Consider the following 20,864-nt stretch of genomic DNA (forward strand, 5'->3'; position numbering starts at 1 on the left):
AAATAATAACTGCTTCTTTGGAGCAAATTTAACTATCATACAAACGTGTGCAAGTATGAAGGTGTTCAAATTTGGAGGAGCGTCCATTCGGTCTGCTGAAGCCATAAAAAACATATCCAACATTATTCGTTTACACAAAGGAGATCAGCTGTTGGTAGTAGTGTCTGCCATGGGTAAAACGACTAATGCACTTGAAAAAATTGCTATTCATCGTTTATCGGGAAAAGCCATTCGTGATGAATTATCCTCGCTGGAGCAGTTTCATTTTAACATTGTAGAAAAATTATTTGACAAACCCGGGCTGATAAAAGAAAAAGTAAAACTTATCCTGGAGCAGTTAAATATCAAAACTCCTGCTGATATAAATTATGATCAGCTATATGACCAAACCGTATCGATTGGGGAACTGCTATCTTCCACCATAATTTCAGCATACTTATATGAGGCGGGCATTTCGACAAAATGGGTGGATGCAAGAGAATGCATCAAAACGGACCATACTTACAGGAAAGCAAAGGTAGACTGGTCAATCACCACCAGTTGCATTAAAAGTGCTATTCCTGCCATATTAAATAAGTATGTGATCATAACACAGGGTTTCATTGGCAGCACGTGGGATAATACTACTACTACATTGGGTAGGGAAGGATCGGATTTTAGCGCTGCAGTTTTTGCATCTTGTCTGAATGCCAGTTCAGTCACCGTATGGAAAGATGTACCCGGAATATTAAATGGCGACCCGAAACTAATAAAGGACGCAAAATTACTTTCACAACTTGCCTACAAAGAAGCAGCCGAAATGACATATTACGGCGCCAGTGTTATTCACCCCAAAACCATAAAACCATTAGCCAATAAACGTATACCTCTATACGTAAGAAGTTTTTATGATCATGAAAAACCCGGCACCAAGATATTCGACTGTAACACCTCTCCTGCTATACCAGCTATAATCATCAAAAAAAACCAATGTCTTGTGTCTTTTAGAGTAGTTGATTACTCTTTCGTTCATGAAGAACAGTTAAGTGTTATTTTCAAAGAGGTTGCTTCAGCAGGTCTGAGTATAAATATAATGCAAAACTCAGCTATTTCTTTTTCGATCGTTCTGGATGTTGACCATGAAAGAATTGAGCAAATGATCGATCGCCTGAAAGGTAGATTCCAAATAAGATACAATACCGGTCTTCAACTGGTCACTATTAAAAACTACACTTCCGATCTGGTAGATAATCACAGAAGTAATAATCAGATCTTATTAGAGCAAATCTCCCGTAACAATTACCGGGCGGTAATGGCCGAATAAGGACCTGGTCATGCCTTTTTGTGCAAAATCATTAAAAAGCTGTCTATCGACCGGCTCAGTATATCAAATACTTCCTGAAATCCTTTCCCTCCTCCAAAGTAAGGGTCTGGTACATTGGCATGACGATTAACAAGGTCGTATTCTCTCATTAATCTCACTTTATTGGCATAAATACCCGTTTCATCCAACGCTTTCACATTACTGAGGTTGGCACGGTCCATCACGATAATATGATCAAAGTTTTCAAAATCCTCTCTTTTGAATTGCCTGGCCCTGTGATTGAGTCGAATCCCGTTTTCAAGTGCATTGGCCCTGGTACGCGGGTCTGGTTGCTCTCCGATATGATACTGGCTCGTACCACAAGAATCAACTTCCATCTTTTCAGTCAGATTATATTCTTCCAACTTTGATTTAAGGATACCCTCAGCTAATGGCGACCTGCAAATATTACCCAGGCACACAAACAAAACTTTGATCATTTTTTATGTTATAAAGACAACTTAAAAAGAAAATTAATTTTTTTAAAAAAAGGTGGTTACCTACGCTTACCTTCTTGTATAAACGTTTACATAGCACTTTTTACTCACCTGTTTATTAAGGTTAGTTAAGCCGTCTTTACTTGTAAAGGCGGCTTTTCTTATTATATACCTTCCAGAAAAAACAAGCTGAAATAAAAAAGGGGACCTATGCCCCCATTCAATGTTTATTAGTTTTCCCTGAAGCTGAAGCCCAGTCCAACCGTGAGTGTCTTATATTCCTGAAGTGTATAATCTGCATGCAATGTCAGAATAGCAAGTTTTAGCCTGAAACCGGCAGTAGCCCTTGGCCCACCTGCTTTAAAATCAAGATTTACCGGATCAACAAAGGTTTCCGATGTATTATCGATCTCCACCGTATATTCTCCTTTCATCGCCAGGTCCGATCTTACCCTGTTGAAACCTAGCCCTCCATACAGCGTAAGTACACTGAACTTTTTTGAAATAAGGCCTTGAATCGTTAACGTCCTCATTCTGAATTCTCCTGTTTGGTCTTCATTGGGGTTACCGTCCGAAAGATCAACATCTGCCTTAAAGTTTGTATAACCAACAAAAGCAGACAGGTCAAAAGGTAAATTTTTCATCCCGGGAATATGTTGCTTCACATCGTGCATAACACCAAATCCAAGCAGTTTCACCGAACCATCGCCATCTTCAATATCGACCTCCGGAGTCCATCGTATTTTGATGTCGGTATTTTTTATAATACCTATTCCCAGTTGTGCCATAGGTAATGGGACAGCACTGAGCCCAATTTCATCTTCCAGATCCAGTCCGGGAGGTCCCTGAAAGGTTTCACCGGTAGAATTCTCTCTATATTGAGGATCTATATCAGGGCCAAAAAAAGTGGGCACCTGACCATCAGGTAAGGTGCTATTCGCACCAGCGTCTAACGTAATTGTTCGCAGTTCACCAGGGTTATAAAACAGGTCATCATCTGGTATAAATGCTACATTCGCAGTGACTGTCAGGTCCATTCCAAAGGGTTTATGTGGTGCAGCCGTATTGTACCACCCGTTACTAAGGGCGGTCCCAAAACCGGTCATCATAGGATTAACATAACCTTCTATTAACTGATTCGCATCTTCAATACCACCCTTTAAAAGAACATCAAAATCATTTTGTGCACTCAAAAACGGGGTATAGCACAATGTTATCATCCCCAAAATAAAAATGCTTTTCTGGTAAAAATTAGTCTTCATAGTAAAAAGTTGATTTTCAGCTACAATATAGCAATTAGATTTAAAAAATGTGTCTGATACTCTGAATCTTGGATATCAAATCCAACCTTAAGGTAACCTCACAAAAAACCGCTTTTTATGTTGTCAATGTAAAAAACGAAGTTTATCTTTACGATATAAATTCGTAGTTAATAAAAATTATTATTTAGTAATAATTACTTTGAATACTCTTTCTCAAATAAAAGAACTGTTGACATCCGTTGGGTTAAAGGCCACTCATCAACGTTTGGTGATCCTTGAAGCCTTACGAAAAATGGATAATCATCCCACTATTGATCAAATTTATAATCAGGTTTCTGAAGATAATCCGAGTATTTCGTTGGCAACAGTATATAAAACTACCGAAGCTTTAGTAGAAAAAGGGTTGCTTGCAAAGGTATCGACTCCGGAAGGGTTGATGCGATATGACGCCCGATTGGACAGCCACGGTCATATCTATTGTATAAATACAAAGGAGCTGGTGGATTTCTATGATGATGAGTTAGATCAACTTATCATCGAGTTCTTTAAAAAGAAGAAAGTAAACAACCTAAAAATAAAAAACATCTCTGTCAGGATCAACGGAGAAAAGCTGGACCCCCGGAAAAACGTATTAATCAAATAATGTTTCATAAATTAAAATCTAATTAAAGTTATGTCCCTAGTAGGAAAAAAAGCGCCTGTTTTCACTGCTCCTGCCGTAGTTAATGGTGAGGAGATCATTGAATCTTTTTCTTTGGAAGATTTCATTGGCAATAAAGAGGTAATGTTTTTCTTTTATCCAAAAGACTTCACGTTTGTATGCCCTACGGAAATACTGGCGTTTCAGGAAAAATTAGCTGAGTTTGAATCACGAGGAGTACAGGTAGTAGGATGTTCTTGCGATACGGAAGAAACCCACCTGGCCTGGCTAATGACTCCAAAAGATAATGGTGGTATTGAAGGAGTGACCTACCCGCTGATAGCAGACTCTTCTAAAACTGTTGCTTCCAACTTTGGTGTTTTAGCAGGAGACTGGAGCTATTCAGAAGAAGGTGACCTTACTTTTGAAGGCGCTCCTATCGCTTTCCGTGGTACTTTCTTCATTGATAAAGAAGGTATAGTACGACATGAAACGATCAATGACCTGCCATTAGGAAGAAACATTGACGAAATGATCAGAATAGTAGATGCATGGCAACATGTACAAGCTCACGGTGAAGTATGCCCTGCTAACTGGGAAGAGGGAAAAGAAGCTATGACAGCAACAAGAGATGGTGTAGCAGAATACCTTGCTGCTCACTAAGATTTCATAAATACGTAATTAAAGGCCCTCCTCTCGCGGAGGGTTTTTATTTTTACGCCGTTTATGGGTTTGATCATCTACCGTCTTTCTATTTTTTTCTATCGCATTGGTATCCGGCTGGCATCTTTATTCAGCCAAAAGGCGAAACTATTTTCACAGGGTAGAGTAGGTATTTTTCAAAAGTTAGAAAAGTGGGTTGGGCCTGACCCTGCGCCCATCGCCTGGTTCCATTGCGCCTCACTGGGAGAATTTGAACAAGGCCGCCCAATTATTGAATCTTTCAGAGATCAATTTCCTGAGGTACGTATATTACTTACCTTTTTCTCTCCTTCAGGTTATGAAATACGCAAGAACTACCCAAAAGCTGACTTTATTTGTTATCTGCCTTTAGACACAAAAGAAAATGCATATGAATGGGTTAGGATCGTAAAACCAAAAATTGCCTTCCTGATAAAATACGAGTTCTGGCATTTTTATATACAAGCACTGAAAAGGAACAAGACACCGGTTTATTCAGTATCCTCTATTTTTAGGCCTGATCAAATCTATTTTAGGCGATTTTCGGGATTTCAAAGAGCCATCCTTAAAAACATCACCTATTTCTTTGTACAGGACAAACGGAGTAAGGAATTACTATCAGGTATTGGCATTGACAAGGCAACCGTAAGTGGTGACACACGGTTTGACAGGGTATTTGACATTTGCAAGGACATATCAGAAATACCCGGTTTAAGTGATTTTATTGCTGATAAAAAAGTGATGGTCATTGGAAGTTGCTGGCCACAGGATATGGAAGTATTGTACCCTTTCATTCAAAAGAATCCACTTAAATACATTGTAGCTCCCCATGAAATTGAATCCGGGTTTATTCAGGAGATTATTGCCCGTTCTAAAAAGGCTTGTGCTCTTTATTCAGCAGGTATTGGCGCTTGGAAGGACGCCGATGTTTTGATCATTGACAATATAGGTATGCTCTCCAAACTCTATCAATACGGTCATGCAGCCTACGTAGGAGGTAGCTTTGGAAAGGGCCTGCACAACATACTGGAAGCAGCTACTTTTGCACTGCCTATTTTCTTTGGTAACAAAAACTACATCAAGTTTAATGAAGCGGTAACACTTGAAAAAAAGGGTGGAGCTTTCCCGATAGGTTCGTATGAATCGTTACAAAACACCTATAATGACATTATTAAAACGGATGGCCTGGAGTTACGTGGTAAAATTTCCCGGGATTATGTCAAAGAGAATTTAGGCGCTACTATGCATATTTTGGATCATATCAGAACGGCGATAGAGAGATGAATGGCTTAGTGTTAAAATCAACCGGTTCATGGTATAGTGTTTTGGCAGAGGACAACCGTGTTTATCAATGTCGTGTCCGTGGTAAGCTACGGATCAAAGGAATGAAAACTACCAACCCCGTAGCGGTGGGTGATCAGGTCCACCTATCGGCAGATAAAGAAAATCCAGGTCAGGCCGTCATCCAGGAAGTGTCCCCACGTACAAATTATATCGTCCGACAGTCTGTGAAAAAATCGGCCCAGGCTCATATTATTGCCGCCAATATTGACCAGGCGTTGTTAGTAGTAACCCTGGTCTATCCGAGAACTTCCTTGGGTTTCATTGACCGGTTCCTGGTAACTGCCGAATCATTTCGAATACCACAGGTACTTGTTTTCAATAAAACGGACCTATTATCCGATGAAGGAGTTGCACTTCAAAAGGACATTATGGCCATCTATGAAAATATTGGTATTCAATGCCTGGAAACTTCAGCGCTCACCGGGAAAAATATTAACGATGTGAAAAATTTACTCTCCAATAAAAAGACCCTTTTTTCAGGTCACTCAGGAGTTGGTAAATCTACCATAGCCAATCTTATAGCGCCTCATATCACCCAAAAGACGTCCGAAATCTCTGACTTTGCAGAAAAGGGAGTCCATACCACCACCTTCGCGGAAATGTTCCAGCTGGATGCTACTACATTTCTTATTGATACTCCTGGCATCAAAGAACTTGGGTTAGTAGAAATCGAGTCGTTTGAACTGGCTGACTACTTCCCGGAAATGCGTGAGCTACGTAATGACTGTAAGTTCAACAACTGTCAACACGTACAAGAACCGGGCTGTGCCATCAAAAAGGCATTAGAAAAGGGTGAAATTGAAGAAAGCAGATACCATAGCTATGTCAGCATGCTATACGGAGAGGATAATCGGAGATAGTTAGTCCTTTATAAAATATACATTCTTCAATATTATCCCTGCAAAAATATATCCGAAGTCTTTCAACACCTGGTAGACTTCGTTATCGACTAAAGCCTTTGCATCAAAGTTTTCTAATTCAAGTAGTATCAACTTCGGTTGATATCGGTTCAGGTCAAGTGATCGAAGAACATTCATGTCATGCCCCTCTGCATCAATGGACAAGAAGTTAAAATGTTTAGGAACCTCGTGGACATCCAGAATTGAAGTCAAAGACCTTGGTTTGACTACTTCTCTTGACGTTATTTTTTGGCCTTGCTCCAAAAACTGTTCAACCCCTGTCCTTTCAACTGTAGATAATACATCGTTAGTCAAACTGAGATATTCTAAGGGTTTCGTCGAATCTGACACAATAGCACATATTGCCGTATCCTTTGGTCTTGAAAATTTATATTTCTTGATCAGCTTTTTATTCCCATCAATACAAATACCTGACCAGCCTCTTCGGTAAAATAAAAAAGTATTGGAAAAAAGTGTCGGGTGATTACAGCCTACTTCTACATAATACCCTCTATCTGTAATTTTAGGTTTTAACAGGGATTCAATTAACCTGTCTTCACCCGAAAACCCATAAGACAACTTGACGCTCCTGCCTAATACCATCCTTAACAAAGACTGAAAAATGTATTTCACTACCTGTAATACAGTGAATGGATTTTTCCAAGTGTAAAACTGCCTGACCGACACTTTTATTTCATTGAGAATGACTCCCCAGAGTGTAAAAAACGCTCTGGTTGAAGCCTGTTGATATAAAACTTTGTTAAACCAGTTTTTCACGATAAATTCTGAAAAGCAGGCGAAAGTAACGACCAATGGTCCTTATGGCTAAAAACTGAGCGGCTTTCTTCCATTCATAGATAACCCTTTTTACCAGCACCTCACGTTCCTCGTGTGTACGTATGAGCCCTTTTGCCTTTTGCAACACCAAAAAAATTGAATGTATATCCTTACTACCCAAGCGATATTGTTTACCTGACTTTGAATTTGTGGTTTTTCTCTTTTTTACCAGGATAAGATCTGTATAACAGTATTTAAAATATCGGGAAGATCTCACCCAAAAATCAAAATCTTCAAATGTAAGGTGTGGATCATATCCGTTCAATTTGTCCAACACCTCTCGCTTAAACATCATCGTTGGCGGACAAATATAGTAGCGTTGAAGAACTTCCTTAAAAACATCTCCATCACAGACCTCCTCAATGGCACCACCGTCCTCATTAACCACATAATGATTACGGATGACCTTGCCACATTCGGAAATAATTTCCGCGTTGGTAAAATTGACTCCATATTCCCCGTCACTTTTTTCCAGGCTTTGCACACCAAACTCCACTCTCTCAGGCATAAGTACATCATCAGCCGCCAGATCTACAATATACTTTCCTTTTGAACGTCTGTAAGCCAGATTGAATGCTGCACAGTTGCCCATATTAGACTTAAGTTTTATGAATTGTATTTCAGGAAACTCTTTTAATTTCTCCTTTATGATTTCCGGGCTGTTATCCATACTACAATCATCCACTACTATTAACTCAATATTTTGATATGTTTGTTGCAAAACAGATGTGATCGCCTCTTCTACAAAACGTGCATGGTTGAAACACAAACAGATGACTGAAACCAATGGCTGACCGAACATAAATACTACTTGTGATTAAACACCATAAACATAATCAAATTGATTCTGAGAAATGGGATCAGTGTATAAATGAATCAGCATTTGGTAACATCTTCTGTACCTATTGGTATTTAAGTATTATTCATCCTGATTGGGAGGCCCTTATTTTTGAGCAGGACAAAAAGTATAAGCTAGCTATTCCATTACTCCATACCAGACGAGGGGCTTTCAACCTACATCGCACCCCTATATTGGCACAACGCTTAGGCATATTTGCTTACAACCTGGAAATAGCGGATTATATATATGCATTCCTGGTATATGTTAAAAAAAAATACAGCGTATTTCACTACCCTCTGGATTTGAAAATGGTACTGAAAGATAAACAAATGCACCTGGAAAAACTTCCTAATTATTTTTTAGACCTTAATAGCAGTTACTCAGACCTCTTTGCGGCTTATCGAAGAGATAGAAAAGCCAGGTTAAAAAAGGCCAAATCTTTTGAATTACACGTTGAATTCACTGGTCGACCTGACATATTGCTGAAGTTATTAAAGGAAAATGTAGCAGCCAATATTTCCGGCGGAATAGGCAGCCGGACCTTGTCACAAATTAATCAACTAATTTCTGAGAGCGTGCAACAAAAAACGGGTTTTGTAGCTATGGTCACCAACGAAAAAAACAACCCATTAAGTGCCGCGTTTTTTATAAAGTACAAAAATCGTTTAACATACCTTTTTGCTGCTAATAACAAAGAAGGAAAGCATAAAAATGCTAATACGCTGCTTCTTGACTCGGTCATTAATAATTATTCATCATCACCTATTATACTTGACTTTGAAGGCTCATCTGTTAAGGGGATCGCCGATTTTTATGTGGGTTTTGGAGCGAAGAGGGAGTATTACTATAAACTAATTTACGAATCTGCATTAGCTTCAACCTTTCTGAAATTCAGAAGAATGCAACTTTCTTTGGGAAGGTAAAGTTTATCTGCCAATCATACATGCTGAATGAAGTTTTGCAAAAAAATTATCTGATTCTTACGATTATAAATTGATAATTTAAGCTTTGTAATAACAAAACAAACATTGGTAATTACGGAGAAGTGCATTTTGCAAATGAAAACAGTAAATTTTAAAATCCTGCAGATGAGGGCCGCACAAAAGTTTCGGGGTAATAAAATTATAAAATTGACAACGATTTGGGAGTAATCACCAAAGGCAGTCTAAAGTACACTACCCTTCAATACGCAGGGGTTTTCATTAGCCTGATCAATGCAATTTTCCTTTTCCCGAGATTTCTAACCACAGAGGAATTAGGATTAGTAAGGTTATTATTCGCTTTTGCGTTCGTACTTGCACATATTGCCCAGTTTGGGGGGGACAATGTAATCATAAGATTTCACGCTCAAATCAGGGATAATAGTACCACACTACTGATAGGCGCTGTTTTCTCGACTATCGGACTGCTAATCACCAGCTTAATTCTTTTAACATTCAAAAACCAAATTATAACATTTTATAATTCCAAATCGAATTTATTGGGTGACTATTTCTATTGGCTGCTCCTATTTATCTTTTCCATTATTTTCTACCATCTGCTGGATGCTTTCTTGTCCACCCTGTTTAAGAATACATTTACGGCTTTTCTCAAGTTCATTCTTTTAAAACTGTTCCATCTAATAGCTATTGTAGCTTATTCCTATGGCTATATTACTTTCGACACGTTTATTCAGGTTTACATCTGCGCTCAGCTGATCATTACCTTTCTTGCACTTGGTTATATCATCTACATAGGTCAAATGCCAAGATTAAGTAAAGCTAACTTTGGTTATTTAACTACTACAATGAGTTTCAGTTCATTCGGACTGCTAACTGTTTTGAGTAAACTATCACTTATTCTAATTGAAAGGCTTGATATATTGATGCTTGGTAAGTTCATGGAATTAGACTCCGTCGCGATCTATTCTGTAGCTTTTAGCCTGGGAACCATTTTGGTGATACCCTCGGAAGGTATATCTCGTATCATTACTGTCCTTATTGCCAAAGCCTTTGATAAAAGCAATATCGAACCGGCAAGAGAATTATATAAGAAAAGTGCACTCAATCAGTTTTTTGCAGGGTCGTTGCTATTTGTTCTTATTAGTATCAATTATCCGTGGTTGTTAACATTCCTACCTACTGACTATAGGCAAAGTGAAAATGCTTTTCTTTTCCTTGGACTAGCTAAAGTCATTTACATAGGTCTTGGAGCCAATGGGCTAATAATAGTTAATAGCAAATATTATAGATGGGATACCTATTTTTCCTTGCTGTTATTGATCATGACCATGCTTACAAACTATTACTTCATACCCCGGCTGGGCATTACAGGTGCGGCTCTTGCCACTTTCTTATCATTTTTGGCATTTAGTGTTGTAAAACTCTTATTTGTCTACATTAAGTTCAGGCTGTCCCCCTTTTCGCGGAATTATCTCAAATTGTTCATCCTTATATTAGCTTCTTACATTCTCCATAGTTTTATTCCTGCATTTCATTCATTATTTCTGGATAGCATAATAAAAAGTATTTTTACAGTGATGTTTTTTTTAGGCATTGCCTATTTCGGAAAAATATCTCCTGAAATCAATACCTTTATTCAAAAAGCGTGGTCATACTGTTTGGGAATCCGTCGTTGAAGCAGCCAGGAATTGTACAAAACAGATATATGTTTCATGCACTCGTCAGAAAAGTTTTGTAATTATTTTCCTGGTCATCGTCTTCGAAAGAAGTAGACGCAAGTGTTAACAAAACAGCACCCTTACCACACTTAATGTCTATCCAATGATTTTTGGGAAAGTAAAGCGCTCTTGCCGGGCTGTCCAAATGGAAATTAAAATTCTTCCCCTCTCTGTTCTCTAATTTGACCTCAATCACGCCATGCATACATATTAATACCCGTTCCGTCCTGGTGTGACTATGTCCTCCCCGCCAGGTCGCTTCCTGAAAGTCGTATATCCAGTACATCCTTTTCACCTCGAACGGCAGCCTGGGGTGTTGCAGGTAATTCAACTTTCCTCCCTTGCTTTGAACAGTATCAAGGTCCAGAATAAATGGATGCATAAATATTAAAATTATAAACTAGCTGATTTTTGTCTTCACTTTATCCCACGGCTTAACCTGCCAATGAACGTTTCCAGTAGAAAGATGGTTTTCCTGTTTATCATAAATTTTAACTTCACATTTTACCACGGTACTTTCCGAATTCGTCAACGGTTGGTAGACCTGTTCGTCCAACCAGTGATCATCTATTTCAAAAACCCCATAAGCATCCATTTTCCCCTGGTAATGGTAGTCCATTTGCAAGGTCTGCATGATAATTCTATATTTTTTTGGGTCTAATCGTGATACTAACAAAAACCCGGTAGTGAACTCAGAAACCGTAGCCAGAGCACAAGCATGTATCCCTTTAATATGATTAAAATTACTTCTGCGATAAGGTAAAAAAGTTTTTATTCGGGTATCTGATATCTCTGCTATCTTAAACCCATGTGGCTTGTTGAAAGGGATCATTTTGAAAAGTCCCTGATTTAGTAACCAGAGGTAGAACTTGGAATGTTGCGCTTTCCTGGTAATTTCTGTCGTATTCATACTGCTCACTTATGTCATGCGAAAGATAGTAATTTTATCTCCCACACTGGTTTGACATTGCCAAAAAACGTTACTTCACCTGACTATGTTAAGTTTTTGGGAAAAAGAGTCTTTTGTTCATTATGACTACCTCATCGTGGGTGGTGGTATTGTAGGCTTATCCACGGCATTATCCCTGCGTGAAAGAGATCCTTCTGCCAGCATCGTTGTCCTTGAAAGAGGGGTATTTCCGACCGGGGCAAGTACCAAAAACGCTGGATTTGCATGTTTTGGAAGCCTTACCGAACTGTTGTCAGATATACAAACCATTGGAGAAAATAAGGCATTGGAGCTAGTCCGGTCCCGTCTGCATGGGCTTAAAAAGCTAAGAGGCAGGCTTGGTGATGATGCTATAGATTATCGGAATTATGGCGGGTATGAGTTGCTAAGCGCGTCGGACCTGGCAGCACTGGATAAACTGAATGAGGTCAATAACTGGCTATCACCTTTATTTCAGGGTCCTGTATTTGAAATTGACAATGATCGGATAAAGGATTTCAACTTCAATACGACAACAGTAAAAGCATTAGTCTTCAACCCGTATGAAGGCCAGATCGACACGGGAAAGATGATGCAGGCGCTGATCTCATTAGCGCAAAAAAATGGAATAAATATTCTGACAGGAACTGAAGTGGTATCACTGGAGCAATCATCTTACGGCGCAGAGGTTACTGTGCAATCTATCTATAAAACACGTACCACACTATATGCCAATAAAGTAGGCCTTTGTACAAATGCTTTTACGAAAGAACTTCTACCTGCCATAAACCTTAATCCCGGAAGAGGTGTAGTGCTGGTAACCAGACCCATTACCGGTTTACGGCTTAAGGGCACCTTTCATATGGACCAAGGGTATTATTATTTTAGGAATTTTAAAGACCGGGTCATTTTTGGTGGTGCCCGAAACCTGTTTCTGAAAGAAGAGCAGACCACAGACTTTGATATAAATGAAAAGGTCCTCGATGCACTTAAGCAACAATTGGATAATGTGATCTTGCCAGAAGTTAAGTACGAGGTCGACCATACCTGGACCGGGATCATGGCTTTTGGGAGGGATAAGCAGCCTATTCTAAAACAGCATACAGACAGTATTTTTACAGGAGTCAGGTTAGGAGGCATGGGTGTGGCCATTGGGTCCAATATCGGAGAAGAATTAGCAAGTATGATGTGTCCGTGTACTCCTTAGGCATTGTGCTATGAAGCCAGGCATGTAGGACTTTGTCTCCGGTTATATTGAAATCACTTCTTTAAATCCTCTATTTTAAAAATCTTTTTATATCTTCATGGGCTACAAGCGCGTGATGTCAGAAAGAAAAGAACCTTCCTTAGTACTATCTTTATTGCCAGTATTTTTTCTCATCTCACTTCTTGCGGTTAATGTAATCATCTATGGGGGAGATTCTTCCTACGGACCTAACCAGATTGCACTATTACTAACGGCCGGTTTCGCTGGGGTATTGTCACTTCGCCTGGGATTTACCTGGCCTGAAATAGAAAAAGCCATTGTTAAAAGTATCAGTTCGGCCATGGCTGCCATTCTCATTCTTTTAATGATAGGCTCACTCTCCGGCACCTGGTTGATAAGCGGGATTGTCCCTGCCATGATCTATTATGGTCTTGAAATATTAAACCCCACCATTTTCCTGTTTGCCGCATGCATCGTCAGCGCCATTGTCTCTGTTGCTACAGGTAGTAGCTGGTCAACCGCGGCTACCGTAGGAATAGCGCTTATTGGCATTGGCAAGGCTATGGGAATAAATGATGGAGTAGTAGCCGGGTCCATTATTTCAGGCGCTTATTTTGGAGATAAAATGTCTCCACTTTCAGACACTACCAATCTTGCCCCGGCTATGGCAGGCACAGACCTGTTTACCCATATACGGTACATGTCGTTCACTACAGGGCCATCAATAATTATATCACTGATCATATTTCTGATTTGGGGCTTTACGCTTGAACCCAATGCTGACCTGGGCAATGTGAATGCCGTGCAGCATGCCATTACCGATAAATTTAACATTAACCTTGCCTTATTCCTGGTCCCGGCAATCGTCATATTTCTGATCATAAAAAAAATGCCTGCTTTACCGGCCTTATTGATCGGCACACTGCTAGGTGGCATATTTGCCCTGATTTTCCAGCCCCAGCTCATCTCAACCATTTCAGGCATCACTAATGACCCTTTAAGATCGTCCTATGCAGCGGTAATGCAGGCGATGTTTGCGGACGTTAGCATTGCCACCGGAAATGGGATAGTAGATGAATTATTAAGCTCAGGAGGGATGTATGGCATGTTAAACACGGTTTGGCTGATACTTACCGCTATGATTTTTGGCGGTGTAATGGAAGGCACCGGCATGCTGCGAAGAATTGCTCGGGAGATTATAAAGTTTGCCAACTCTACCGGATCTTTGGTGGCTGCCACGGCAACTACCTGTTTCACGTTTAATGTTACTGCTTCTGATCAATACATTGCCATTGTAGTCCCCGGAAGAATGTTTTCCAATACATTCAAAGAACGTGGGCTGGCACCTGAAAACCTGAGTAGAACACTGGAAGATTCAGGAACGGTTACTTCCGTTCTTATCCCCTGGAATACTTGTGGCGCCTATCAATCCTCCGTATTAGGCGTAGCTACTTTTGCTTACCTCCCTTATTGTTTTTTCAATATTATCAGCCCGTTTATGACCATCCTTTTTGCTTATCTTAATATCAAGATAAGACGGCTAGATACTAAAAACTGAGGTGTTCGCAGAAACTATTTCAAATGAAGAGATCAATGAACTGGATCTCAAAGGTTATGAGGGAAAAATCACCGTGGTGGATAATACTTCAGATTTAGCCCCTGTTTTCAGGAAACTTAAAAAAGAAACATTTGTAGGTTTTGACACGGAAACAAAGCCTTCCTTCAGAAAAGGGGAATCAAACAAAGTTTCTTTATTACAACTGGCCGGTGCCGATGAAGTTTTTCTTATCCGGTTAAACTACACCGGAATTACCGACCAGTTGAAAGATTTCCTGGCATCAGACGTCTTGAAAGTGGGCGTTGCGCTACGTGATGATATCAAGGATCTGCAACGACTACGGCACTACAAGCCACAAGGATTCCTTGAGTTAAACCAAATTGTAAAAGATATCGGCATTGAAAGTAACGGCTTAAGAAAATTGACCGCTATACTCCTCGATTTCAGGATCTCCAAAGCCGCACAAACTTCTAACTGGGAGAACGCTGAATTAACCCCCAAGCAACTGCAATACGCCGCCACAGATGCATGGGTGTGTTATGAAATGTATAAAAAACTGGTAGATCAGGGGTATATCTCTTGACTGCATTACTTACTGAAAAGAAGGAATTAAAGTTAGAAGAAGTCACTACAGCGGCAATATCGTAATGTGAGTTCAGGATAATTATTATTACAAGCCACTATTTATCGTCTCGGCGTACCTTTCAATAGGCCTTTGGGTCGGGAAAGGTGCGGCTGTCTCCTTATCGTGTGAAGAAAAATGAGCTGGTCCACGTTCAGCGATCAGGAGATTACTTCACCTCTCCGCGCGCAGCCCTACGCTGGGTTTAGTAATGACGATCCCTGTCATAGGTAGTGTAAGCTTTTTTGTGAAGAGCGATAGTTCCTTAAAATTGGAGATCATGCGATCCAGGATCATCAGAAGCAAAAAATCCCCTGAAGACCTGGCTCCAGGGGATAATTCGTTGTCTATAGTTGGCTTTATGTCTGTAAATGTAGGACGCCGGAAGAATTTAACGAAGCCTACTTCGATCAGCCTCTCATTAGCACGACAGATGGTATATAATGCCGACAATTGAATACAGAACATAACAAACTTTGATAAACCTTCAGCTAGAAATCAATTCTTCGCCAATAAAACAAAGTTTTGAGTTTCGTACACTACCGGATAACTTATATCACCAACAGCAGTTTTTGGCGCTAACCAGTAATCTGCCTTAGAATGCTCAAAATGATCAAGGTCCGTTTTGATAGTGGTTCTACCAGTGAATAATCTTAATACCCTGGGATCCCTGAAGGCCACAACATCGCTATCATTCAAATTTGCTTTTATAAATGCATAGGCATTTCTTAATTCAGCAGTATAAACTTCATTGCTGTTTTTATCAAAGTAACCAACGGTTTGATTGATACCGATATAGGTGTGAGCTATCATCATCATACACAATACTACATATGACCATTTTTCGATACGACTCAACTTGAAAACCGTTACGAAACCTTTACCTAAAAAATATAGATAAAATGGAATGATCGGTAATAAATAACGATATCCAGGAAAAAAGGGCCAGCACATAAGAACCAGGCAAATAAGACTGAAGTAAGTAATCAACGAAGCTTGTCCTCGCGCCACTACATATAAGCCCATAAGGGTAAGCAAAGAAACCGGAAATAGTGTCCCCCAGCTCCTGTGCAGATTAATGTAATATAGCCCCATGCTTAGGTAATAATCAAAATTGTTAAATATGCTCTGCCATGTTAATGTGGAGAGCATATCAATATTATTGCTTCCCCCCTGGGGCAATAGCAGATAATTCATTGCCAGCAATACGACAAAAATAATGTAAGGGCATAACAGAAATAACCACTGACGCAGCGTAAAGGACTTCCAACCTCTGGCCTGGTGTTGAAGTTGATGCGTTAATAAAGCGGGAAGCAAGAAAATACCAACATCTCTAATCCAAAATGAGAAAAAAATAAATACTCCAGTAAGTACCTGACCTCGAAAATGATTATCTCTTGTTATGGATATAAGGCTAAGTAAGCTGAAAAACAAGTAAGGGAACTCGGAAAAAATACTATCGGAAAATTGTAAATAAACCGGATGAAAGGCCACTCCAAATATGACCAGCAACGCCAAAAGCTTATTCTCTGTACTTTGACCTATTAATTTATAAAACAATGGCACTGATAAGATGAAAAATAACGTGCAATAGCATTTCAGCAACACAAAGTCCATCCCGACAAAATAGTAAAGAACTGATATTAGAACAGGAAAACCATAAGGATAAAGATAAGGGCCAATAACACCCACCGAATGTAGTGTGGTAAATAGGTTTTCTTTATAAAGCTCATGAGCAGTTCCATTCAAAATAGCTTTAGCCTGGGATACGTAAAGGGCAAAATCACCTCCCCAGACATGTCCGTCATGGATACAAAGCAAGCTAAAAACACCTACTGCAAACATTATCAGCAGTAATATACTACGTTGAAATAACAGATTATTAAAAGTCGACTTCAATGCTACCAATGCTGATCCCTTTGCATCGGGGACGTGAGATATTTTTGTCATTACTTTTCTGAAGTATTATGAAAAGTCATTTGATCTCTAATTCATAAAAATCCTGAACAATGGCACCGGCACCAAATCCTTCTTTATACGCAATTAGTCCTGTATTTAAATACCTGCCTTCATTTTCATTCGATATACCAAAGTTAAAATAGCCCTGGTCATCAAATACCTTCTCTATTAAATGATCCAGTAATAAGTCCAGTGCACCGATTTCTCTTCCGGGTTTGCTATTTGCTAAATACTGCGTATGCACAACATTTCTATTTTGATAAATTACAGCGCCGGCGAGAATATCTTCTTTTTTCTTTGCCAGGTAAAGCTTTATGTTATTAGGAAAAAGGTACGCTAACCTTTCTATTTCTTCTAAACTATGTACAGGTTTGGCAATATCATTTGACGCCAACACATCTGTCAATAACCGCCAGAAACCGGTGTAATCGGAAGATTCGGTCACTTCAATAGTATCTCTTTTGGCTTTATTGACCATCCATTTCCTACCTTTTGAATATCGGACTCTTTCAACCAGATCTATCGTTGAAGTTACATCCCGTCGAATGAGTTCCGCGTTATTCATAAATAAAGCATACCGATCTTCTTCGGCAGGTTTAATGTGATAGATGTAGGGCATGCATTTATAAACGAGCTTCTGAATATCATTTGCTTTTAAATAAAGTTTGAGGACATCAAATGTACTCAAAATCAGTTGTGTAGTAATTCTGTCATCTACAACAAAACCACCAAACGTCAATCCTTGGTGTGAATAAAGTATACCACCTTCTTCATTAGCAGGCAGCAGAGCTATTAATCTATTTTTTTCATTAAAAAACAACAGCGAAAAATCCTTGAATCTCTCCGAATGATACTCCATGTAATCCCGATAAAAAAAGAAATGTGCGTTTTTTGCCTTCCTTACAAAGCCATCCCACATACTTTTATGCTCATCAGCATACCTGACAATTCTCATAATCTAGGCTATTCTGTGTTTTTAAAGATAGTCTCTTATTTTATGCAAACTATTATTGGGTGGCTGGTATGTTTGATATCAGTGGATTTATTGTCTTTGACCTTTTTAGATCACTTCAACCTGGTCGTGATTTCTACCCCGCCCTTGCTCCGGTTGAGCGTACACTCAACCCTCAATGCATAATTTTTAACTCAATTGATATCATACAAGTGTAAACCCAAAGCATGAAGACAATGCTATATATCCAAACCGGATGGACATCCTATACAGTTTTAGAGGGTGGTACTACTGTGTTCATAAAACTAGATTGAGGAATGTCATGACTAAAAAGCATTTGCCTCATAAGATAAAATGGGGAAGCCTTTCTAATAGCCGTCACTTACCAAAGGCATAGCAACTGTTTTTATCTTTTGGATACATGAGCGATTGATAGAGCGCTTATGTCTACCCCTGCCCGCTTATATGTTTTAAAATCTATTTACAATTTCCGGGTGCCTCTTTTTGTTTCTATTCCTGATGCCAAGGTGAAGATCTTTCATGGTAGGACAAAAGACTTCTCACATTTAGAAAAGATAGTGAATGAAGAAGAATGTAATAGAGCCTGGAATCCATGGAGTCAAAAAATATACTCTAAAAAGAAACTTCTAAAGCCGAGGATATTAAAGTACATTCCGAAAAGGGTCATAGACTTTTATTTGTGGGGTAAACAGAGGTTTAATTAGGATCATTATCCTACTTTCTCATACTCAACTTAGTTTGGGCTACAACCCCGCTTCGATCAAGATAAGATACAAATCCTATTTCACAACGGACACTCAGTAAATCAGGTTTTGTAAAACACTTAAAATATACCGGTTGGGCAGATTAATGATGATAGAAAAAACAGCGAATACTATAAAACCACTCTTTAATACCCAATTGATCCGTGACGTACTCTCGTTCTTCTGAATAACAGTCAAAACACCTAAGAACAAAAGGATTGAGAACGGCGCCATCATCCGATAATCAAAGTCGATCGCATGGATAAGCAATTTTAACGTTGAAATGGTCAATAAGTAAAAAAATGCCATATTCAACAGAAGTCTGGACTTATGGGATAGACTCCGTCGCCCCTCATGATATAAAAGAACAAAAAACAATACGATCAAAACAAATTGAAATGCCGTAATCCCATAATATACTATGTCCTTACTTTCCACATAGATGCGGGCGAAGCCAATGGCATTAAGATAAGTCATAAAGAAATCCACCTGACCTAAGGCGGACATTCGCACATTATGAGCGCCGAAAATAGCGCCTGAAACATTATAATTATAGATAAGATACGTGCCTATCAAAATCGTGGCTACAGACAAGGCCATCAAATATTGCTTCACCCCTTTTAGATCCTTTTTCCAGAAACAATATATCGCCAGCCCACCGATCAACAGGAGAAATACTAACCCTGCATACCTGAGTAGAAAAAGAGCCAGAAGGCAGCTACATAAATAAACCCAATTTCGAGAGGAATCAGGCAGATCATATTGCTTATAAATAAGGTAGGCAAGTAATATCACAAAAAACAAAAATGGCCCTTCGGACCAGGTATGTGAAAAAATTTCAAAAGAACTATAAGAAACAAACGTCAGCGCCACAAACCAGGCATTATCGTTATACCAAAGGTAGAGCAGCAGGAATATCAGCGTCAGGAATATCACGTTGACCAGTTTCGAAGCCCAAAGCGATGATAGTCCGGTCGTCCTGGAGGTTATATGGATCAGGAATGAATACCCTATCGGCCAGTTGGCAGAAGCCACTTTATGCTGATTTGGTCCGGGAGGGCCAAAGGGCACTTACCCTTCCTGGTGATCACTTATCTTCTCGGCTTTATGCAAATAGGCATAGGAATCGGGGCTGGTATAACGATCCGGTTGTGATATAACTCTTAAGAAAACGCAGGCTACCACTACAAACCAAAGTAAGACTAACTTTATCAAATGGATGTCAGGTTTATAAAGGTCAAGTTTAAGCATTAATTCAATACTTTTCCGATGGTTATCTCGTCTTATATATTGATCACATTTCAGGACGCCACAGAACAATATTTATATCAATCCGCGCCAAATAATATTCCGTCCGCGGGATTTATGTCCCTTTCCGGTGAAATAAAATTTTTTCCGGGGAGCTCTATACCCCTTCCGGGGAGGTTTTTTGTCATTCCGGGGGACCTTATACCCCTTCCGGGGAGGTTTTTTGTCATTCCGGGGGACCTTATACCCCTTCCGGGGAGTTTTTTTGTCATTCCGGGGAGGTTTATTACCCTTCCTCGGAGGCTTTTTGTCATTCCGTGTGGCGTCCTGAAAAAAGTTTGTGGCGTCCTGAAAAATATTTTGATCTTAAAAGGAAAATTGGAACAAATTATTTTCCACTAAATGTGTTCCAGGGCGCGCCCGGCACCTACTTCCTTCATCCTTAAGGGTTTTTAAATCCACGAAATATTGACCTATATTTAGTGCCAGGAAAGGACACTTTTATCTTACTCCCGTGAACGAAGCATTACACCAACTACCCTTTACCAAACAGGAAGAACTACAGAACATCACCAAGCTGCTCAGCAGCATGAAAAAAGTAGAAATGGTGATCCTGTTCGGCAGCTATGCCCGGGGCGAGTATGTGGAAGACACCTACGTGGAAAAAGGCATCCTCTACGAATA

At 39.5% G+C, this 20,864-nt stretch carries 23 protein-coding genes; 11 read left to right on the forward strand and 12 right to left on the reverse strand.

Annotation, left to right across the window (positions count from 1 at the left end; translation table 11 throughout):
* Positions 1 to 55: 55 nt before the first annotated feature.
* The gene (locus FNH22_RS15325; protein ID WP_143399287.1) at positions 56 to 1,303 is read left to right on the forward strand and encodes an aspartate kinase; all 1,248 of its coding nucleotides are present in this window, start codon (positions 56 to 58) and stop codon (positions 1,301 to 1,303) included.
* 8 nt (positions 1,304 to 1,311) lie between these two features.
* Here the strand turns inward: FNH22_RS15325 and FNH22_RS15330 are convergent, their stop codons facing one another.
* Together FNH22_RS15330 and FNH22_RS15335 are read right to left on the reverse strand one after the other, a co-directional pair.
* Positions 1,312 to 1,782, reverse strand: a complete 471-nt coding sequence (locus FNH22_RS15330) for a low molecular weight protein-tyrosine-phosphatase (protein ID WP_143399288.1) — start codon at positions 1,780 to 1,782, stop codon at positions 1,312 to 1,314.
* A gap of 227 nt (positions 1,783 to 2,009) precedes the next feature.
* Complete coding sequence (locus FNH22_RS15335) at positions 2,010 to 3,041, reverse strand: DUF6588 family protein (protein ID WP_143399289.1); 1,032 nt, start codon at positions 3,039 to 3,041, stop codon at positions 2,010 to 2,012.
* Positions 3,042 to 3,240: 199 nt separating this feature from the next.
* Here FNH22_RS15335 and FNH22_RS15340 point away from each other — a divergent pair, with 199 nt between their 5' ends.
* The 4 genes from FNH22_RS15340 (at position 3,241) to rsgA (ending at position 6,566) form a co-directional block, all read left to right on the forward strand.
* Positions 3,241 to 3,684 (forward strand): Fur family transcriptional regulator, encoded by a 444-nt coding sequence (locus FNH22_RS15340; RefSeq protein ID WP_255518064.1) that lies wholly within the window; start codon positions 3,241 to 3,243, stop codon positions 3,682 to 3,684.
* A gap of 30 nt (positions 3,685 to 3,714) precedes the next feature.
* Positions 3,715 to 4,344, forward strand: a complete 630-nt coding sequence (locus tag FNH22_RS15345) for a peroxiredoxin (RefSeq protein WP_143399291.1) — start codon at positions 3,715 to 3,717, stop codon at positions 4,342 to 4,344.
* A 63-nt stretch (positions 4,345 to 4,407) separates the two neighbouring features.
* A complete protein-coding gene (locus FNH22_RS15350) occupies positions 4,408 to 5,646 on the forward strand; it encodes a 3-deoxy-D-manno-octulosonic acid transferase (RefSeq protein WP_143399292.1) in 1,239 nt (412 codons plus the stop codon).
* Positions 5,643 to 6,566 (forward strand): ribosome small subunit-dependent GTPase A, encoded by a 924-nt coding sequence (rsgA, locus tag FNH22_RS15355; RefSeq protein WP_143399293.1) that lies wholly within the window; start codon positions 5,643 to 5,645, stop codon positions 6,564 to 6,566. Before FNH22_RS15350 ends, rsgA begins: the two co-directional genes overlap by 4 nt.
* Here the strand turns inward: rsgA and FNH22_RS15360 are convergent, their stop codons facing one another.
* Together FNH22_RS15360 and FNH22_RS15365 are read right to left on the reverse strand one after the other, a co-directional pair.
* Positions 6,567 to 7,382, reverse strand: coding sequence for an FkbM family methyltransferase (locus FNH22_RS15360; RefSeq protein WP_143399294.1), 816 nt, complete (start codon positions 7,380 to 7,382; stop codon positions 6,567 to 6,569).
* On the reverse strand, positions 7,366 to 8,244 hold the full coding sequence (locus tag FNH22_RS15365) for a glycosyltransferase family A protein (protein ID WP_143399295.1): 879 nt from the start codon (positions 8,242 to 8,244) through the stop codon (positions 7,366 to 7,368). Before FNH22_RS15365 ends, FNH22_RS15360 begins: the two co-directional genes overlap by 17 nt.
* A gap of 11 nt (positions 8,245 to 8,255) precedes the next feature.
* Here FNH22_RS15365 and FNH22_RS15370 point away from each other — a divergent pair, with 11 nt between their 5' ends.
* Both FNH22_RS15370 and FNH22_RS15375 read left to right on the forward strand, forming a co-directional pair.
* The gene (locus FNH22_RS15370; RefSeq protein WP_143399296.1) at positions 8,256 to 9,206 is read left to right on the forward strand and encodes a hypothetical protein; all 951 of its coding nucleotides are present in this window, start codon (positions 8,256 to 8,258) and stop codon (positions 9,204 to 9,206) included.
* A 218-nt stretch (positions 9,207 to 9,424) separates the two neighbouring features.
* Positions 9,425 to 10,900, forward strand: coding sequence for an oligosaccharide flippase family protein (locus tag FNH22_RS15375; protein ID WP_143399297.1), 1,476 nt, complete (start codon positions 9,425 to 9,427; stop codon positions 10,898 to 10,900).
* A gap of 34 nt (positions 10,901 to 10,934) precedes the next feature.
* Here the strand turns inward: FNH22_RS15375 and FNH22_RS15380 are convergent, their stop codons facing one another.
* Both FNH22_RS15380 and FNH22_RS15385 read right to left on the reverse strand, forming a co-directional pair.
* Positions 10,935 to 11,324 carry an FdtA/QdtA family cupin domain-containing protein gene (locus FNH22_RS15380; RefSeq protein WP_143399298.1) on the reverse strand — a complete coding sequence of 130 codons (390 nt, stop codon included), beginning with the start codon at positions 11,322 to 11,324 and terminating at the stop codon, positions 10,935 to 10,937.
* Between the two features lie 18 nt (positions 11,325 to 11,342).
* Positions 11,343 to 11,852: a DUF4442 domain-containing protein gene (locus FNH22_RS15385; protein WP_143399299.1), complete on the reverse strand. Its 510-nt coding sequence runs from the start codon at positions 11,850 to 11,852 to the stop codon at positions 11,343 to 11,345.
* Between the two features lie 85 nt (positions 11,853 to 11,937).
* On the opposite strand from FNH22_RS15385, the gene FNH22_RS15390 reads away from it, so the two are divergent.
* The 3 genes from FNH22_RS15390 (at position 11,938) to FNH22_RS15400 (ending at position 15,218) form a co-directional block, all read left to right on the forward strand.
* Complete coding sequence (locus FNH22_RS15390) at positions 11,938 to 13,077, forward strand: FAD-binding oxidoreductase (RefSeq protein ID WP_143399300.1); 1,140 nt, start codon at positions 11,938 to 11,940, stop codon at positions 13,075 to 13,077.
* Positions 13,078 to 13,189: 112 nt separating this feature from the next.
* Complete coding sequence (gene nhaC / locus FNH22_RS15395) at positions 13,190 to 14,635, forward strand: Na+/H+ antiporter NhaC (RefSeq protein WP_143399314.1); 1,446 nt, start codon at positions 13,190 to 13,192, stop codon at positions 14,633 to 14,635.
* 1 nt (position 14,636) lies between these two features.
* Positions 14,637 to 15,218 (forward strand): 3'-5' exonuclease, encoded by a 582-nt coding sequence (locus tag FNH22_RS15400; RefSeq protein ID WP_185154244.1) that lies wholly within the window; start codon positions 14,637 to 14,639, stop codon positions 15,216 to 15,218.
* Positions 15,219 to 15,431: 213 nt separating this feature from the next.
* On the opposite strand, the gene FNH22_RS15405 is transcribed toward FNH22_RS15400, so the two are convergent.
* The 6 genes from FNH22_RS15405 to FNH22_RS15430 all read right to left on the reverse strand — a co-directional run bounded on the left by FNH22_RS15405 (position 15,432) and on the right by FNH22_RS15430 (position 20,452).
* The gene (locus tag FNH22_RS15405) at positions 15,432 to 15,725 is read right to left on the reverse strand and encodes a hypothetical protein (protein ID WP_143399302.1); all 294 of its coding nucleotides are present in this window, start codon (positions 15,723 to 15,725) and stop codon (positions 15,432 to 15,434) included.
* 30 nt (positions 15,726 to 15,755) lie between these two features.
* Positions 15,756 to 17,207, reverse strand: coding sequence for a hypothetical protein (locus tag FNH22_RS15410; protein ID WP_143399303.1), 1,452 nt, complete (start codon positions 17,205 to 17,207; stop codon positions 15,756 to 15,758).
* Between the two features lie 25 nt (positions 17,208 to 17,232).
* The gene (locus FNH22_RS15415; protein ID WP_143399304.1) at positions 17,233 to 18,171 is read right to left on the reverse strand and encodes a GNAT family N-acetyltransferase; all 939 of its coding nucleotides are present in this window, start codon (positions 18,169 to 18,171) and stop codon (positions 17,233 to 17,235) included.
* An 815-nt stretch (positions 18,172 to 18,986) separates the two neighbouring features.
* Positions 18,987 to 20,003 carry a hypothetical protein gene (locus FNH22_RS15420; RefSeq protein ID WP_143399305.1) on the reverse strand — a complete coding sequence of 339 codons (1,017 nt, stop codon included), beginning with the start codon at positions 20,001 to 20,003 and terminating at the stop codon, positions 18,987 to 18,989.
* The gene (locus tag FNH22_RS15425; protein ID WP_185154245.1) at positions 20,004 to 20,147 is read right to left on the reverse strand and encodes a hypothetical protein; all 144 of its coding nucleotides are present in this window, start codon (positions 20,145 to 20,147) and stop codon (positions 20,004 to 20,006) included.
* Between the two features lie 113 nt (positions 20,148 to 20,260).
* Positions 20,261 to 20,452, reverse strand: a complete 192-nt coding sequence (locus tag FNH22_RS15430) for a hypothetical protein (RefSeq protein WP_143399307.1) — start codon at positions 20,450 to 20,452, stop codon at positions 20,261 to 20,263.
* A 242-nt stretch (positions 20,453 to 20,694) separates the two neighbouring features.
* On the opposite strand from FNH22_RS15430, the gene FNH22_RS32930 reads away from it, so the two are divergent.
* Positions 20,695 to 20,864: nucleotidyltransferase domain-containing protein (locus FNH22_RS32930; RefSeq protein WP_143399308.1), on the forward strand; the 170-nt coding region annotated here is incomplete at its 3' end.

Origin of the sequence: Fulvivirga sp. M361, from assembly GCF_007097395.1 — a bacterium.
Lineage (GTDB): Bacteria > Bacteroidota > Bacteroidia > Cytophagales > Cyclobacteriaceae > Fulvivirga.